Source organism: Sphingomonas colocasiae, assembly GCF_019880585.1.
GTDB lineage: Bacteria > Pseudomonadota > Alphaproteobacteria > Sphingomonadales > Sphingomonadaceae > Sphingobium_A > Sphingobium_A colocasiae.
Window position 1 is genome coordinate 1085827 of the sequence record NZ_JAINVV010000004.1, and the last position, 14951, is coordinate 1100777.

A 14951-nucleotide genomic window follows, 5' to 3' on the forward strand; every position below is an offset into this window, starting at 1 on the left:
TCGCCTGCCGGCTCGGGCACCACGACAAACCGGAACGCCCCCTGAAAAGGCCGGTGGTCGCCGGCCTATTCGGCGATCACGGCCTCCAGCTTGCCCTTGGGTTTCTGGAGCAGCAGCACCATCGGGATCACCGCGATCGAGATGATCGCCATCAGGTGGAAATCGTCGAGATAGGCGATCATCGCCGCCTGACGGTTCACTTCCGCGTTGAGCATGCCGAATACCCCGTCCGAAACGACGCCGAAGCGGCTGAGCGCGCTCAGATCGAGCGATGGCACCACGCCGGCGGTCACATGCTGCGACAGATCGGCGTGGCTGGTCTGGGTGTTGCGCGCCAGCAGCACCGTCACCATCGAGATGCCGGCCGACTGGCCGATATTGCGCATCAGGTTGAGCAGGCTGGCGCCATCGGTCCGGTAATGCGCGCTCAGCGTCGCGAAGGCGAGCGAGTTGAGCGGCATGAAGATCAGGCCCATGCCCAGGCCCTGGATGAAGCCCGAGGTGACCACCGGCCAATAATCCATGTCGAGCGACCAGCGCGACATCTGGAACAGCGATATGCCGAAGATCACGAAACCCACGGAGACGACAAGTCGCGTATCGACCCGGCCCATCAGCTGGCCTGCCAGCCACATCGTCACCAGCACGCCCAGCCCGCGCGGCGCCATCATCATGCCGGTGTCGATTACCGGATAACCGAACAATTGCTGCAGCATTGACGGGAGCAGCGCCATCGGCGCCATGGTCGACATGCCGATGACGATCATGAAGATCATGCCCATCACCAGATTGCGGTTGCGGAAGATATGCCGGTCGAACAGCGGTGCCTTGGCGGTCGCGAGGTGGACGATGCCGATCCAGAGCGCCGCCAGCGCGATCCCGCCTTCGATGATGATCTCCCAGCTCGCGAACCAGTCTTCCTGCTGGCCGCGATCGAGCATCAACTGGAAGGCGGCGACCGCGATCGAGATCATCGCGAAGCCCAATATGTCGAAGGATCGGGTCTGTTTCGGGCGCGAGGGCAATAGGGCCCAGAGGATGCCGAGCGTCAGCAGGCCGACGGGCACGTTGACGTAGAACACCCAGCGCCAATTGTAATTCTCGGTCAGCCAGCCGCCGAGCACCGGGCCCATGATCGGCCCGATCATCACGCCCATGCCCCAGACCGCCATGGCCTTGGCCTGGCGTTCGGGCGGATTGATGTCGAGCATGGCGGTCTGCGACAGCGGGTTTATGAATGCCGCGGCGATGCCCTGCATGACGCGGAAGACCACCATCTCCTCCAGGCTGACGGCGATGCCGCACAGCATGGACGCGATGATGAAACTCGCGACCGCGAACAGGAACAGGTTGCGCGATCCGAAGCGGCCGGAGAGCCAGCCCGTGGCCGGGATCGCGATCGCCGAGGCGACGATATAGCTGGTCAGCACCCAGGTGACGCTGTCCATCGTCGCACCCAGGCTGGTCTGCATGTGCGGCAGCGCCACGTTGGCGATCGTCGTGTCCAGGATCTGCATGATCATGGCACCCATGATGCCGACGGTCAGCAGCCCGCGATGCTTGACGGCAAGCATCGGCTGGCCGGGCACGGGATCAGTCACGGCGGCCTTTGGTATCGACGGTCACGCCCGCGCTGAGCCCGGCGATCATCGTGCGGGGCGGGGCATTGTCGATGGCGATCCGCACCGGCACGCGCTGCGTCACCTTCACCCAGTTGCCGTTGGCGTTCTGTGCCGGGAGCACCGAGAATTCGGATCCGGTGCCCGCGCCGATGCTGGCGACATGGCCTGCGATCTTGAGTTCGGGATAGGCGTCCAGCTTGATGCGGACCGGCTGGCCCACCGCCATGTGGTCGAGATCGGTTTCCTTGTAGTTCGCCTCGATCCAGGCGTCCTGGCTCATCACCAGGCTGAGCGCGGGAAAGCCGACGGGCGTCATATTGCCCACCTGCAGGCGGTTCGTCTGGCTGACGATGCCGTCCGCGGGCGCGCGGACGACGGTGCGTGACAGGTCCAGCGCGGCCTTTTGCCGCTGCGCCATCGCCGCCTGGATCGCGGCGGGGGCACCCGATGCCGTGGTGCCGCTGCCGAGTTGCGTGCTCGCGCGTGCCGCATCGGCCTGCGCATTGGCGAGCCGGGCCTTGGCGGCGGCCACTTCATGGCGGGCGGCGTCCATGCTGGCGCGGGTGGTGAAGCCGCGCTGCATCAGCGCGCTCTGGCGATCATAGGTGGCCTGGGCGAGCTGAATGTCGGCGCGCGCGCTTTCGATGTCGGCGGCGGCGCCGCCGGTGTCCGTCGACAATGTCGCGACCTGGACGCGCGCGGTGGCGAGCGCCGCATCGGCCTGCGCCAGTGCGATGCGATAGGGTTCGGGATCGATGACGAACAAGATGTCGCCTGCCTTGACCTGCTGGTTCTCCTTGACGCGGACCTCGACGATCCGTCCGGTCACGTCGGGGCCGATCGAAACCATGTCCTGCTGGACATAGGCATTGTCGGTGGAGACGTAGCGGCCGCCGGTCAGCCAGAAATAGCCGCCGATCGCCGCGATCAGCAGCGGCACCGACAGCATCAGCGCGAGCCGGCCCCATCTGCGGCGCGGCTTCTCGAGCGCGGCTTCGCCGGGCATGTCGAGCGTGATCGGCTTCGCATCCTCGACGGTGACGGGTTCGCCAAGATCAGCCATGGGCACGCACTCCGCACTCGTCGCTTCGCGGCGACAGATTCTGTAGATTCTGATGGATGCGCGCCAGCAGCGCGTTGAGTTGCCGTTCTTCGGCCTCGCTGAACCCGTCGAGCACATCGACGAAGAGTTCCTCGGCATAGTCCTTGAGCTGGGCGATGATCGGCGCGGCCTTGTCGGTCAGGAACAATTGCCAGGCGCGGCGATCATTGGGGTCGGCGCGGCGCTCGACCAGTCCGGCTTCCTGCAACCGGTCGATCATGCGGCTGAGCGTGATCGGCTCGACTTCGAGCAGATCGGCGATACCGCCCTGATTGATGCCTTCGCGGCGGGCGAGCAGGGTCAGCACGCGCCATTGCGGGCGGGTGACGCCAATCGTGCGCGCCTTTTCGTCGAAGCTGCGGCGAAGCAGGCGCGATACGTCGGAAACGAGGAAGCCAAGGGGGTCGCTCATGACGCGCGATATAATAACAATGCTTATTATATACAAGGTCAGTTGAATTGCGTTTCAGGCTCGGCCAGTTGCAATCCATGCAATTGCCGGCCGATTTGCGAGCCCTTCCGGCCGCGCAGTTCCGGGCGCTCGCCGCGCTCGCCCTGATGCTGATCATCGCGCAGATCGATCAGCCTTTCCCGGAGATCGCCTGGCTTCACCACGTGCCGACCGTGCTGTTGCTCGTCGCGGCGCCGATGCTGCTGCGGCGATGGCCGCTCAGCGATGGCGCGGTGGTCGCGCTGGTGCTGTTCTTCGCGCTCCATACGCTGGGTGGACGTTACACCTATTCGAGCGTGCCTTATGACGATTGGGTGCGGAGCCTGATCGGCAGCGCGCCGAGCGACTGGTTCGGCTGGACGCGCAATCATTATGATCGGCTTGTCCATTTCGCCTTCGGACTGCTGTTCTACGCCCCCATCCGCGAGATCGGCCTGCGCTGGCTCGGCCAGTCGCGCATCATGGCGGCGATCGTCTCGATCGGGTTCGCGCTGTCGGTAGGGGCACTCTACGAGATTTTCGAAGGACTGCTGACTTTGGTGGTGGCACCCGAAATGGCCAACGGATATAATGGCCAGCAGGGCGATATGTGGGATGCCCAGAAGGATATGGGGCTGGCGTTCGTCGGTTCTCTGCTGGCGGCCGGCTGTGTGCGGTGGAGCGGCCGACGTGGGTGAAGGCCGGATCGACACCGCGCGCCTGCTGGGTTACCGCCCCGGCGAACATCAGGTTTTCAACACGCGCTGGATCCAGGCCCTTGGCAAGCTCCCCGACTGATTTCTCCACCCATCGCTTCGCGAGCTTCGACGGCGTCGAGCTTGCCTGGCATGAAATGGGTGCACCCGACGCCCGGCCGCTGGTGCTGATCCACGGCTATTTCTCCGACGCCTTCACCAACTGGATCCGCTACGGCCATGCCGCGCGGATCGTGGCCGAAGCCGGCCGCCGCGTGATCATGCCCGATCTGCGCGCGCATGGGCAGAGCGCCAAGCCGCACGATCCCGCGGCCTATCCGGCGGACGTGCTGGCAAAGGACGGTTTCGCGCTGATCGCGCATCTCGGCCTGACCGATTACGACCTGGGCGGCTATTCGCTCGGCGCACGCACGACGGTGCGGATGCTGGCCGGCGGGGCGAAGCCGGGCAGGGCGATCGTCGCGGGCATGGGGCTGCAGGGGTTGATCGACACCGGCGGTCGCGCCGGGCATTTCAGGCATATCCTGACCAATCTGGGCAGCCACCAGCGCGGCAGCCCCGAATGGATGGCGGAAGCGTTCCTGAAGACGACCAAGGGAGACCCCGTGGCGCTGCTCCGCATCCTCGATACCTTTGTCGACACGCCCCGGGCCGATATCGAATCGCTTCACCTGCCGGTGCTCGTGCTTTCGGGGGTGGACGACGACGACAACGGATCGTGCGAGGCGCTCGCCGCAACGCTGCCCGATGCCGTGGCGCGCACGATTCCAGGGGGGCATATGAGTGCGGTGACCCGGCCGGAGCTCGGCGAGGAAATCGCGCGCTTCCTGGCGTCTTGACCATGCCCGGCCACGGGTTCAGTCTGAACCTGGGGGATCCGTTCGCGTTAAGATCCAAGATCAAGGAAGTCCGATGAAGTCCGCATTGTCAGCGATCGCGCTCGTCACCATGGTTGCGGGCGCGCCGTCCGTCTTCGCCCAGTCCGCCGCCGATGCGGACAAGTTCGTCGCCGATGCGGAGGCCGAGCAGCGCGAATTCAGCGTGCCCAAGGCGCAGGTCGACTGGATCAACGAAACCTATATCACCGACGATACCAACGGCATCGCGGCGCTTTTCGCCACGCGCGAGAGCGAGATGCGCGTCCGCCAGGCCAAGGACGCCGCGCGGTTCGACAAGGTGCCGGGCCTGTCTTTCGATACGCGCCGCAAGATCGACGTGCTGCGCGGCGGCATCACGCTGCCGGCGCCGACCACGCCGGGTTCGGCGGCCGAGCTCGCCAAGGTCGGCACGGGGATCAAGGGGCTCTACGGCGCGGGCAGGGGGACGCTCGACGGCAAGCCCATTTCGGGCAGCGACATCGAGGCGGCGATGGGCGAGGTTCGCGATCCCGCGAAGCTCAAGGAAATGTGGGTCAGCTGGCATGACAATGTCGGCGCCCCCATGCGTGGCGATTATGCGCGCATGACCGAGATCGCCAATGCCGGCGCGCGCGAGCTGGGCTTTTCCGATGTCGGCGCGATGTGGCGCTCGCAATATGATATGCCGGCCGACGAGTTCGCGAAGCTGACCGACACGCTGTGGCAGGAAGTGAAGCCGCTTTACGACGATCTTCATTGCTATACGCGCGGCAAGCTCAACGAAAAATATGGCGATGCCGTCCAGCCCAAATCCGGGCCGATCCGTGCCGATCTGCTCGGCAATATGTGGGCGCAGGAATGGGGCAATATCTACGATGTCGTGGCGCCCCAGGGGGCGGGCGATATCGGCTATGACGTGGGTGAACTGCTCAAGGCGCGCGGCGACGATCCCTTGAAGATGGTGAAGATCGGTGAGGGCTTCTACAGTTCGCTGGGTTTCGCGCCGCTGCCCGCCAGCTTCTGGAATCGGTCGCAATTTTTGAAGCCCGCCGATCGCGAAGTCGTCTGCCACGCCTCCGCATGGGACGTCGACAACAAGGACGATCTGCGCATCAAGATGTGCATCAAGGTGAATTCGGACGATTTCGTCACGATCCACCACGAACTGGGCCATAATTATTACCAGCGCGCCTACAACAAGCAGCCTTATCTCTATCTGAACGGCGCCAATGACGGCTTCCATGAGGCGATCGGCGATTTCGTGGCGCTGTCGATCACGCCCGATTATCTCGTCAGCATCGGGCTGCTCGACAAGGCGAAGGTGCCCACGGCCGACAAGGATCTTGGCCTGTTGTTGCGCCAGGCGATGGACAAGATCGCCTTCCTGCCGTTCGGCCTGCTCGTCGATAAATGGCGCTGGGGCGTTTTCAACGGCCAGATCCCGGCCACCGGTTATGAGAAGGGCTGGAACGATCTGCGCCTGCGCTATCAGGGCATCGTTCCGCCGGTGCCGCGCGACGAGACGCGTTTCGATCCCGGTGCCAAATTCCATGTCCCCGCGGCCGTTCCCTACACCCGCTATTTCCTGGCGCGTATCCTCCAGTTCCAGTTCTACCAGGCCGCCTGCAAGCAGGCCGGATGGACAGGGCCGCTGCACCGCTGTTCCTTTTATGGAGACAAGGCGGTGGGCGCGAAACTGAACGCGATGCTCGAAATGGGCGCGTCCAAACCCTGGCCGGACGCTCTCCAGGCCTTTACCGGCAGCCGCGAGATTTCCGGCAAGGCGATGCTTGCTTACTTCGCGCCGCTCCGGACATGGTTGAAGGCGCAGAACAAGGGTAAGCAATGCGGCTGGTAACGGATTCGCGATGAGGCGCTCGGGGGGGGCGATATTGCTTGTGCGCATCACGTGTCGCGCCGGGCGTGCGCGCGCATGAATCTGCCGCTCGTCAACCTGGCCGTGCTGCTTTCGGTGGCGTCGATCATGTGCGTCGCGCTGACCTTGGCGTGGCTTTACTTCGGGCGTCAGCGTTATGCGCAGCTCTGGGCTCTTTCGGCTGCCGGCGCGGTTGTGCAGTGGAGCGTCAGCGCCCTTGCCCGGATCGAGTTTCCGGATCAGGCATGGCCCCTGTTCATCACGGGAACGCTGGTTGCGGTGGATTCGGCGCTGATCGCGATCGGGGCCCGGCATCGCGCCAGGCTGCCCTTGCATCTGCCGATCATGATCGGAATCATCGTCCTCTCGATCGCGTTGATGGCGATGGGGGCGGCCACGCATAATCTGGCGACACGCGGTTTCGTCGCCAATTGCCATGCAGGGGTCATGTTCGTGATCGCGGCCGCCGCGCTTTATCCGCGCGGCCGACCCGCGCTACCACCGGAATTCGCCGTGGTTTCGGCCTTTGCGCTGTTCGCCCTGTTCCAGTTCGCGCTTGCCGCTCTCTCTCTGGGCATGGATTCGCGCTACATGCTTGCGACCGGCCAGCTTTATCGCGACGTGCTCGTGATCGGCCTGCCCGCCGTTTATGCGGCGGTGGGCATGGCGGCGGTGTTCGTTCTGGCGATGGATCTCAACGATCGCCTGCGCGCGCTCACCACGCGCGATCCGCTGACCGGTGCGCTCAACCGGCGCGGCCTGGAACAGGTTGCGACCAATGCATTCGCCGATGCCCGCCGTCGCCGTCGCGACCTGGCCGTGGTGTTGTGCGCGATCGACGGATATGACGATGCACGGCGCCTGCGCGGGCAGGACGCCCTTGATGGTGCTTTGGCGGTCATCTCGGATGTCGTCCATGCCAGCGTGCGCGAGGAGGATCTTCTGGCGCGCACCGGCCAAGCCGAATTCTGTCTTTTGCTGATCGACGCGACGCCGGAGATGGCAACCGAGGTGGTCGAGCGCGCGCGTCAGGAAATCGCGAGCGCCATGATCGGCGGCGCACGCCCATTCTCGCTGACGGTCAGCTTCGGGATCACCGGTTTTCGGGTTGACGATATCGTGCTTTCGTCGGCGCTGGCCCGCGCCGATGCGGCCTTGTGCCGATCGATCGCCGATGGGGGCAACCGGGTCACGCTTTCGGCCGATCTGCAATGACTCCCGCCATCGTGATCCTCTCGGTGCTGTTCTTCACCAGCGCCATATTATGTATCATGATGACGTTGGCCTGGCTGCATTTCGGCCGTGCCCGCCACATATCCATATGGGCCGTCGCCTATGGCCTTGGAGCGCTGCAATGGGTGGTCAATGCGCTTGGCGTGCTCCTGGAGCCAGGCAATCCGTTGCCGGTGATCGCGGCAAGCCTCGTGGTGCTCGGATCGAGCGCGTTGGTACCGGTGGGGGCCTTGCAGCGGGCCGGCCGGCCCGTGCACCTGCCGGCCTTCATCGCGATCGGACTGATCTTCGCCATTTGGATCGTGCTCGTCTATACGATATTGCCCAATCGCGCGCTGCAGGGCGCGGTATCCAACCTGTTCGCCGTGATCATGATGCCGATCGCCGCGATCGCGATCTGGCCGCGGCACCGGCGTCCGAATGCGCCCGAACTCGCGTTCATCGTCATGCTCGTGATCTTCACTCTCTATCAGCTCGCGCTCAGCGGCTCGGCGCTGTTCATCGGTCCGGACGGAGATCGCGACGCGATCGAGCGCTATCGGATGATCCTGGGCATCGGTCTGCCGCCCGTTTATATCGGCACGGGGATTGCTGCGGTCTTCCTGATCGCGGGCGATTTGTCGGAAAGCCTTCAGCAACTCGTCACGCGCGACGGGCTGACCGGTGCACTTAACCGGCGCGGCCTGGAACAGGCCGCGACCATTGCAATGGCGAATGCCCGGAGACGCGGCCGGCCATTCACCGTCGTCATCTGCGATATCGATCATTTCAAGCGGATCAATGATCGCTTCGGCCATGCCGCCGGCGATCGAGCACTCATCTCCTTCGCAGACAATGTGCAGGCGGTGGTGCGTGAAGTCGATATGTTCGGCAGGCTGGGCGGTGACGAATTCTGCCTGCTGCTCTCGGACCTCGCACCGGCGGACGCTGGCGATGTGGTCGAACGCATTCGCGCGGAAGTCGCCGGCATCTCCGTCGAGGACAAACCCGATCTTGCCTTCACCGCGAGTTTCGGCGTCGCAGGCTTCGACGATGGGGACCTCTGGTTCGGCCAGATTCTTCAACGCGCCGATCAGGCGCTCTATCAGGCCAAGGAAGCGGGCCGAAACCGCATCGCTTTCGCTGCCCGACCGGAGCCCACGGACTGATCCGACTGCCTTTATATCTTCGGTCGCTTCATTCAGGTCGACGCATGTCGACAAGGCGTGTTCACCAAGGGCCTGGCCGGGCGCAGCAGCGTTTCCATACGTAAGCGGAGAGGCTCCTGAGCGGTCGGCCGTCAGCCAGCCGCTTGACAGTCAGCCGTTTTAAAGCCCTATCTGAACGGTGGCTCGCTGAAGGCGCGCAGCTTGCGGCTGTGGAGCTTGCTGCCCTCGCGGCGGAGCTGGTCGCAGGCCTCGATGCCGATCCGCATATGCTCGCTGATCGCGCGCTCGTAGAAGCGGTTGGCCTGGCCCGGCAGCTTGAGCTCGCCATGGAGCGGCTTGTCCGATACGCAAAGCAGCGTGCCATAGGGGACGCGGAAGCGATATCCCTGCGCCGCGATTGTCGCCGATTCCATGTCGATGCCCACCGCGCGCGACTGGGAGAAGCGCAGGGCGGACGCGGAATAGCGCAACTCCCAGTTGCGGTCGTCGGTGGTGACGATCGTGCCGGTGCGCAGGCGGCGCTTCAGCGTTTCCGCCGTCTCGCCCGAAACCGTTTCGGCGGCGGCGGCGAGCGCGAGCTGGACTTCGGCGATGGCGGGCACCGGGATCTCGGGCGGCAGTACATCGTCGAGCACATGATCGTCGCGCAGATAGGCATGGGCGAGCACATAGTCGCCGATCCGCTGGCTGGGGCGCAGGCCGCCGCAATGGCCGATCATCAGCCATGCCTCCGGCCGGACGACCGCGAGATGATCGGTGATCGTCTTCGCGTTGGACGGGCCGACGCCGATATTGACGACGCTGATCCCCGAACGGTCGGGCGCGATCAGGTGATAGGCGGGCATCTGGTGCCGGCGCCAGGCGCTGTCCGCCACCACACGCTCGGGATCGGCGGTTTCAGGCGTCACCATCACGCCGCCGGCGCCCGACAGCGCGGTAAAGCGGCTCCCTTCCCCCAGTTGGCCGCACGCCCAGCGGACGAACTCGTCGATATAGCGGTGGTAATTGGTGAACAGGATGTAGCGCTGGACATGTTCGGGCGGCGTGCCGGTGTAGTGGCGCAGCCGGGCGAGCGAGAAATCGGTGCGCAGGCCGTCGAACAGCGCCAGCGGGCGCGCCGCATCTGGCAGGTCGCGATAGGTGCCGTCGGCGATCTCGTCGCCGATGAACGCCAGTTCGGTCGCCGGGAACCAGCGTGACAGCTCGGTCGCGCTGATATCGTCGAGCATCAGGTCGTGCCCGGCTTCAAGCACATAGGGGAAGGGGATTTCCTGCCGCCCCGCGACCGCCGTCACCTCGACGTCGTAATCCTCGATCAGCAGGCTCAGTTGCTCCACCAGATAATCGGCGAACAATGCCGGCTTGGTGACGCTGATCGCATAATTGCCGGGCGTGACGAGCCGGCCGAACGAACGCGGCGGCACCGGCGCGTCGCCCTGTCCGCGATAGCGCAACTGGATCTCGGGATAGGCGAAGGCGCCCTGGGCGCGATCGATCGGATCGGGCTTCTCGCCGGTCCGGATGAAGCGCTCCAGCGCGGAGCGCAGGCGATCGACGGAGGCGGAATAGAGAGCGTCAAGCTCGGCGACGATGGTTTTTGCGTCGGACATTGACAGCAACTATCCGAGCCCGGCCCATGCTGGCAAGTCCCCGGTCTTGCCTCCGGGCGCTCCGGGCTATAGAGCGCGCCAGCATTTTTCTTTGAATCGCGAGAACCCCCATGAAGATCAGCGGCGTGGACATCCGTCCCGGCAACATCATCGAATATGAAGGCGGCATCTGGCGTGCGGTGAAGATCCAGCACACCCAGCCCGGCAAGGGCGGTGCCTATATGCAGGTCGAGATGAAGAATCTCATCGACGGCCGCAAGAACAACGTCCGCTTCCGTTCGGCCGAAACGGTCGAGCGCGTGCGGCTCGACACCAAGGATTTCCAGTTCCTGTTCGCGGACGGCGACACGCTGACCTTCATGGACAAGGACACGTACGACCAGATCAACCTGCCGCGCGATCTGCTCGGCGACGCCGCCGCCTTCCTGCAGGACGGCATGGACGTGGTGATGGAGCTTTACGACGAGAAGCCGATCTCGGTTCAGCTTCCCGACCAGATCGAAGCCACGATCGTCGAGGCCGACGCGGTGGTGAAGGGGCAGACCGCCTCGTCGAGCTACAAGCCCGCGATCCTCGACAATGGCGTGCGCATCATGGTGCCGCCGCATATCGCGTCGGGCACGCGCATCATCGTCGATGTGTATGAACAGGCCTATGTGAAGCGGGCCGAGTAATCGGACAGGCCCTTTCCGATCGCGGAAGGGGCGACAGGTGGGGCCGATCCGTCGGCACGATCCACCGCCTATTGCGTTCGGAGCGGACAAGGCCGCATCTTGCGGCTGCCTCCGTTCATCAACCCTGTCCCCTTTCGTCCGCGAAAAGGGGTGGAGATTTGCCTTGGTTTCCCATTCCGGCCTCCTCACCGTCATGGAGCGCGCCGCGCGCAAGGCGGCACCCCGGCTGCGGCGCGACTTCAACGAGGTCCAGCACCTTCAGGTCTCGAAAAAGGGGCCGGCGGATTTCGTCTCGATGGCCGATCAGCGCGCCGAGCGCACGCTGTATGACGAGCTGAAGAAGGCGCGTCCCGATTGGGGCTTCCTGCTTGAAGAAGGCGGCGAGATCGCGGGCGATCCCACCAAGCCGCGCTGGATCATCGATCCGCTCGACGGCACCACCAACTTTCTGCACGGCATTCCGCATTTCGCGATCTCGATCGCGGTGGAGGAACCCCGTCCGGGCGGTGGGCGTGGCGAGATCGTCAGTGCGCTCGTCTATCAGCCGCTCACCGATGAAAGCTTCTGGGCGGAAAAGGGCAGGGGCGCCTGGCTGCAGGACCAGCGCCTGCGCGTGTCCTCGCGCCGCCATCTCGACGAATCGCTGATCGCGACCGGGATTCCGTTCAAGGGGCATGGCGATCATCGCGAATGGCGCGCGATCCATGACGCGATCGCGATCGAAGTCGCGGGCATCCGCCGTTTCGGATCGGCCGCGCTCGACCTCGCATGGGTCGCTGCCGGCCGCTTCGACGGTTTCTGGGAAAGCGGGCTCCAGTCGTGGGACATCGCGGCCGGGATCCTGCTGGTGCGTGAAGCCGGCGGTTTCGTCACCGATTTCCGCGGCGCGGACCGCGCGCTCGAACGCGGCGAGCTCCTGGCGGCGAACGACGTTCTCCATTCGCGCTTGCACAAGCTTATGGCGGGCGCGCTCAAGGCGCCGCGCCCCGCCTGATCCGGCATCGATCCCGATCCGTAACGACGCTTGCGGACGGTATCGGAGAGGAATAGCCTGCCCCTCGGACAAGAAGGGGAGAGGCGATATGGAATATGGCGTTCTCGGCTGGATCGTTGTCGGTCTGATCGCCGGCGCGCTCGCGAAATGGATCATGCCGGGCAAGGATCCCGGCGGCATCTTCGTCACCATCCTGATCGGCATCGCGGGCGGCCTGGTCGGCGGCTTCATCGGTAGCCGGCTCGGCCTGGGTGGCAGCGGCAATTTCATCAATATCCTGGTGGCGACCGCGGGCGCGATCCTGCTGCTCTGGATCTACCGGATGGTGAAAAGCCGGTCGGCCTGAACCGGCCCGGCCCGCGCGATGGGCGCGGTCGAACTGATCGGATTGGCGGCGAGCATCAGCCTGTTGTCGGGATGGCGCATCTATCTGTGCGTCTTCGCCACCGGCCTGGCGATGCGCACCGGCTGGATAGAGTTGCCGCAGCATCTTTCCGGGCTCGATGCGCTCGCCAATCCCTGGGTGATCGGCATAGCCGCGATCGGCCTGCTCGCCGAATTCCTCGCGGACAAGATCGCCTGGCTCGACACGATCTGGGACGGTGTACACAGTTTCGTCCGCCCGGTAGGGGGCGCCTTGCTCGCCATGGCGATCGTCGATCCGCAGGATCCCGCCTGGCAGGTGGCCAGTCTGTTGCTGGGCGGCAGCGCGGCACTGCTCAGCCATGGCGCGAAGATGGGGAGCCGCGTTGTCGTCAATGCCAGCCCCGAACCGTTCAGCAACATCGTGGTATCGAGCGGCGAGGACGTAGCGGCCGGCGGTCTGTTGTTGCTGGTGCTCGCCAATCCGGTCGCGGCGGTCATTGTCGCCCTGGGCCTCATCCTGGTCGCGTTCGCGCTGATCATCGCACTGCGCCGGCTGTTGCGGCGGTTCGGGACGGACGATGGGAGGGGGCGATCCGAAGGCTGAAGTGCACAGCCGCTGCCGGTCGGAAAAGAGCAATCGGGCGTTGTCCGGCATGGCCGTTTGCGATTAATGCGCCATGATCCATATCGAGCAGATCCTTGCCGGCACCATCAGGCCGCTCGGTCCGCGGGCGACGCCGAGCGGTATCGACAAGCATCCGGTCGCGGGGCGCGTGCGCATCGGTCGTGACGGGCTCGTCTGCGATGCCCAGGGCGATCGGAAACATCATGGTGGCCCTGAAAAGGCCATCCATCATTATGCGCTGGACCATTACCCATATTGGCGCGAGGCCATCGGAGAATCCGACGTGCTCGGCCGGCCCGGCGCGTTCGGGGAGAATCTCGCCACGACCGGGCCTGTCGAAACGGATGTCGCGGTCGGCGATACGTTTCGGCTGGGCTCAGCACTGATCCAGGTGAGCCAAGGCCGCCAGCCCTGCTGGAAGCTCAATCTCCGCTTCGGCGTGCCCGACATGGCGCTCCGGCTGCAATCGAGCGGCCGGACGGGCTGGTATTATCGGGTGATGGAGGCGGGGGATGCCGCAGCAGGCGACGGATTGGTCCTGGTCGATCGCCTGTCTCCCGAATGGACGATCGATCGTCTGTGGCGCGCGCTTTATGTCGATACACTCAACATGCCGGAACTTGCCGCCATGTCCCGGCTCGATCATCTCGCCGAAGGTTGGCGGCGGTACGCGGCGAAACGCAGCGCGACCGGCCAGGTCGAGGACTGGTCGAAACGCCTGACCGGCGCGGATTCCGGATCCTAGAGCGGCCTTTGCCCGGGTGGATCATCGAACGATTCGGAAATCGCGGTCAAACGAAAGCCTGGAAGGATATTCATGGTCGCATCCGCCGGCACAATCATCCTCAGCATCCAGAGCCAGGTCGTTCACGGCAAGGTCGGCAACAGCGCCGCCGCGCCGGCGCTCCAGGCCCATGGCCTGACCGCCGTCGCCGTTCCGACGACATTGCTCTCCAATCATCCTCATTATCCCACGATGCGGGGCCGGGTGCTGGCGCCGGATTTGCTCGCCGATCTTCTCGTCGGCGTCGAGGAGCGGGGCCTGGTCGATGCCGCGACGATGCTTGTGACCGGTTATCTCGGCTCGGTCGAGAACGGCGATGTGGTTGCGGATTTCGTCGCGCGCGCCAAACGGCGCAACCCCGCGCTTCGCTATGTCTGCGACCCGGTCTGCGGGGATGATGATCTTGGCGGCTTCGTTGCTCCCGGACTGCTGACGCTGTTCACCCGTCGGCTGCTGCCCTTCGCCGATGTCGCGACACCCAATGCATGGGAAGCCTGTTCGCTGGCGGGGTGTGACGATCCGTTCGATGCGGCGCGCCTGTTCCAGGCGATCGGCCCTGCCGGCATCGTCATAACCGGGGGGAATCGCGGCAGCGGCGATCTGCAGACACTGGTGTTCGACAGGCAGGCCGTCCGGCGGATCCGTACGCCCCGGCTTCCCGTCAGGCCGGCGGGCAGCGGCGACCTTTTTACCGCGTGCCTGTTGGCGAAGCTCGCGCGCGGATGGAGCCTGGCGCGAGCGGCGGAAGATGCTGCGGCCGCGCTCCATGCGGTTCTCCTTCGCACCGATCCCGAGCGCTGGGCGGAGATGCCGGTGGAGATGTGTCTGGACGAGATCGTCACTCCGTCCGCGCGTTTCCCGTCGACCCCCTGTGTTTGAGAGGTCGTCCGGCGATGTACTCCGTCGCGAGAATC

General features: G+C 64.9%; 15 protein-coding genes. 11 read left to right on the forward strand and 4 right to left on the reverse strand.

The annotated features are described in order from the left end of the window. Window positions 1-65 precede the first annotated feature (65 nt). From K7G82_RS11500 to K7G82_RS11510, 3 genes are read right to left on the reverse strand one after another with little or no spacing between them, the layout of a single operon-like run. The gene (locus tag K7G82_RS11500) at window positions 66-1601 is read right to left on the reverse strand and encodes a DHA2 family efflux MFS transporter permease subunit (RefSeq protein ID WP_343228562.1); all 1536 of its coding nucleotides are present in this window, start codon (window positions 1599-1601) and stop codon (window positions 66-68) included. Next, window positions 1594-2685 carry an HlyD family secretion protein gene (locus K7G82_RS11505; RefSeq protein ID WP_222989967.1) on the reverse strand — a complete coding sequence of 364 codons (1092 nt, stop codon included), beginning with the start codon at window positions 2683-2685 and terminating at the stop codon, window positions 1594-1596. Before K7G82_RS11505 ends, K7G82_RS11500 begins: the two co-directional genes overlap by 8 nt. Further along, window positions 2678-3136 carry a MarR family winged helix-turn-helix transcriptional regulator gene (locus K7G82_RS11510; RefSeq protein ID WP_222989968.1) on the reverse strand — a complete coding sequence of 153 codons (459 nt, stop codon included), beginning with the start codon at window positions 3134-3136 and terminating at the stop codon, window positions 2678-2680. Before K7G82_RS11510 ends, K7G82_RS11505 begins: the two co-directional genes overlap by 8 nt. 47 nt (window positions 3137-3183) lie before the next feature. Here K7G82_RS11510 and K7G82_RS11515 point away from each other — a divergent pair, with 47 nt between their 5' ends. From K7G82_RS11515 to K7G82_RS11535, 5 genes are all read left to right on the forward strand, one after another. Continuing rightward, the gene (locus K7G82_RS11515; protein ID WP_246623412.1) at window positions 3184-3852 is read left to right on the forward strand and encodes a DUF2238 domain-containing protein; all 669 of its coding nucleotides are present in this window, start codon (window positions 3184-3186) and stop codon (window positions 3850-3852) included. Between the two features lie 80 nt (window positions 3853-3932). Then, window positions 3933-4709: an alpha/beta fold hydrolase gene (locus K7G82_RS11520; protein WP_246623413.1), complete on the forward strand. Its 777-nt coding sequence runs from the start codon at window positions 3933-3935 to the stop codon at window positions 4707-4709. A 73-nt stretch (window positions 4710-4782) separates the two neighbouring features. After that, on the forward strand, window positions 4783-6585 hold the full coding sequence (locus K7G82_RS11525; RefSeq protein WP_222989969.1) for a M2 family metallopeptidase: 1803 nt from the start codon (window positions 4783-4785) through the stop codon (window positions 6583-6585). Between the two features lie 75 nt (window positions 6586-6660). Further along, window positions 6661-7818 carry a GGDEF domain-containing protein gene (locus tag K7G82_RS11530; RefSeq protein ID WP_222989970.1) on the forward strand — a complete coding sequence of 386 codons (1158 nt, stop codon included), beginning with the start codon at window positions 6661-6663 and terminating at the stop codon, window positions 7816-7818. Beyond that, a complete protein-coding gene (locus K7G82_RS11535) occupies window positions 7815-8984 on the forward strand; it encodes a GGDEF domain-containing protein (RefSeq protein WP_222989971.1) in 1170 nt (389 codons plus the stop codon). Before K7G82_RS11530 ends, K7G82_RS11535 begins: the two co-directional genes overlap by 4 nt. A gap of 167 nt (window positions 8985-9151) precedes the next feature. On the opposite strand, the gene K7G82_RS11540 is transcribed toward K7G82_RS11535, so the two are convergent. Further along, entirely contained in the window at window positions 9152-10594 is a 1443-nt protein-coding gene (locus K7G82_RS11540) for an AMP nucleosidase (RefSeq protein WP_222989972.1), read from the reverse strand. 110 nt (window positions 10595-10704) lie between these two features. On the opposite strand from K7G82_RS11540, the gene efp reads away from it, so the two are divergent. From efp to pdxY, 6 genes are all read left to right on the forward strand, one after another. Next, window positions 10705-11268, forward strand: coding sequence for an elongation factor P (gene efp / locus K7G82_RS11545; RefSeq protein ID WP_222989973.1), 564 nt, complete (start codon window positions 10705-10707; stop codon window positions 11266-11268). 163 nt (window positions 11269-11431) lie between these two features. Continuing rightward, window positions 11432-12262, forward strand: coding sequence for an inositol monophosphatase family protein (locus K7G82_RS11550; protein ID WP_222989974.1), 831 nt, complete (start codon window positions 11432-11434; stop codon window positions 12260-12262). Between the two features lie 88 nt (window positions 12263-12350). Then, on the forward strand, window positions 12351-12608 hold the full coding sequence (locus K7G82_RS11555; RefSeq protein WP_222989975.1) for a GlsB/YeaQ/YmgE family stress response membrane protein: 258 nt from the start codon (window positions 12351-12353) through the stop codon (window positions 12606-12608). 18 nt (window positions 12609-12626) lie between these two features. Beyond that, window positions 12627-13232, forward strand: a complete 606-nt coding sequence (locus K7G82_RS11560; protein WP_222989976.1) for a DUF4126 domain-containing protein — start codon at window positions 12627-12629, stop codon at window positions 13230-13232. Between the two features lie 73 nt (window positions 13233-13305). Then, window positions 13306-13998, forward strand: coding sequence for an MOSC domain-containing protein (locus K7G82_RS11565; protein ID WP_222989977.1), 693 nt, complete (start codon window positions 13306-13308; stop codon window positions 13996-13998). Window positions 13999-14070: 72 nt separating this feature from the next. Beyond that, the gene (gene pdxY, locus K7G82_RS11570; protein WP_222989978.1) at window positions 14071-14916 is read left to right on the forward strand and encodes a pyridoxal kinase; all 846 of its coding nucleotides are present in this window, start codon (window positions 14071-14073) and stop codon (window positions 14914-14916) included. Window positions 14917-14951 lie beyond the last annotated feature (35 nt).

Coding starts and splice junctions, on each gene's coding strand:
- K7G82_RS11510 (WP_222989968.1), bottom strand. CDS start 3,136: ATGAGCGACCCCCTTGGCTTCCTCGTTTCCGACGTATCGCGCCTGCTT.
- efp (WP_222989973.1), top strand. CDS start 10,705: ATGAAGATCAGCGGCGTGGACATCCGTCCCGGCAACATCATCGAATAT.
- K7G82_RS11555 (WP_222989975.1), top strand. CDS start 12,351: ATGGAATATGGCGTTCTCGGCTGGATCGTTGTCGGTCTGATCGCCGGC.
- pdxY (WP_222989978.1), top strand. CDS start 14,071: ATGGTCGCATCCGCCGGCACAATCATCCTCAGCATCCAGAGCCAGGTC.
- K7G82_RS11560 (WP_222989976.1), top strand. CDS start 12,627: ATGGGCGCGGTCGAACTGATCGGATTGGCGGCGAGCATCAGCCTGTTG.
- K7G82_RS11505 (WP_222989967.1), bottom strand. CDS start 2,685: ATGGCTGATCTTGGCGAACCCGTCACCGTCGAGGATGCGAAGCCGATC.
- K7G82_RS11565 (WP_222989977.1), top strand. CDS start 13,306: ATGATCCATATCGAGCAGATCCTTGCCGGCACCATCAGGCCGCTCGGT.
- K7G82_RS11540 (WP_222989972.1), bottom strand. CDS start 10,594: ATGTCCGACGCAAAAACCATCGTCGCCGAGCTTGACGCTCTCTATTCC.
- K7G82_RS11525 (WP_222989969.1), top strand. CDS start 4,783: ATGAAGTCCGCATTGTCAGCGATCGCGCTCGTCACCATGGTTGCGGGC.
- K7G82_RS11535 (WP_222989971.1), top strand. CDS start 7,815: ATGACTCCCGCCATCGTGATCCTCTCGGTGCTGTTCTTCACCAGCGCC.
- K7G82_RS11530 (WP_222989970.1), top strand. CDS start 6,661: ATGAATCTGCCGCTCGTCAACCTGGCCGTGCTGCTTTCGGTGGCGTCG.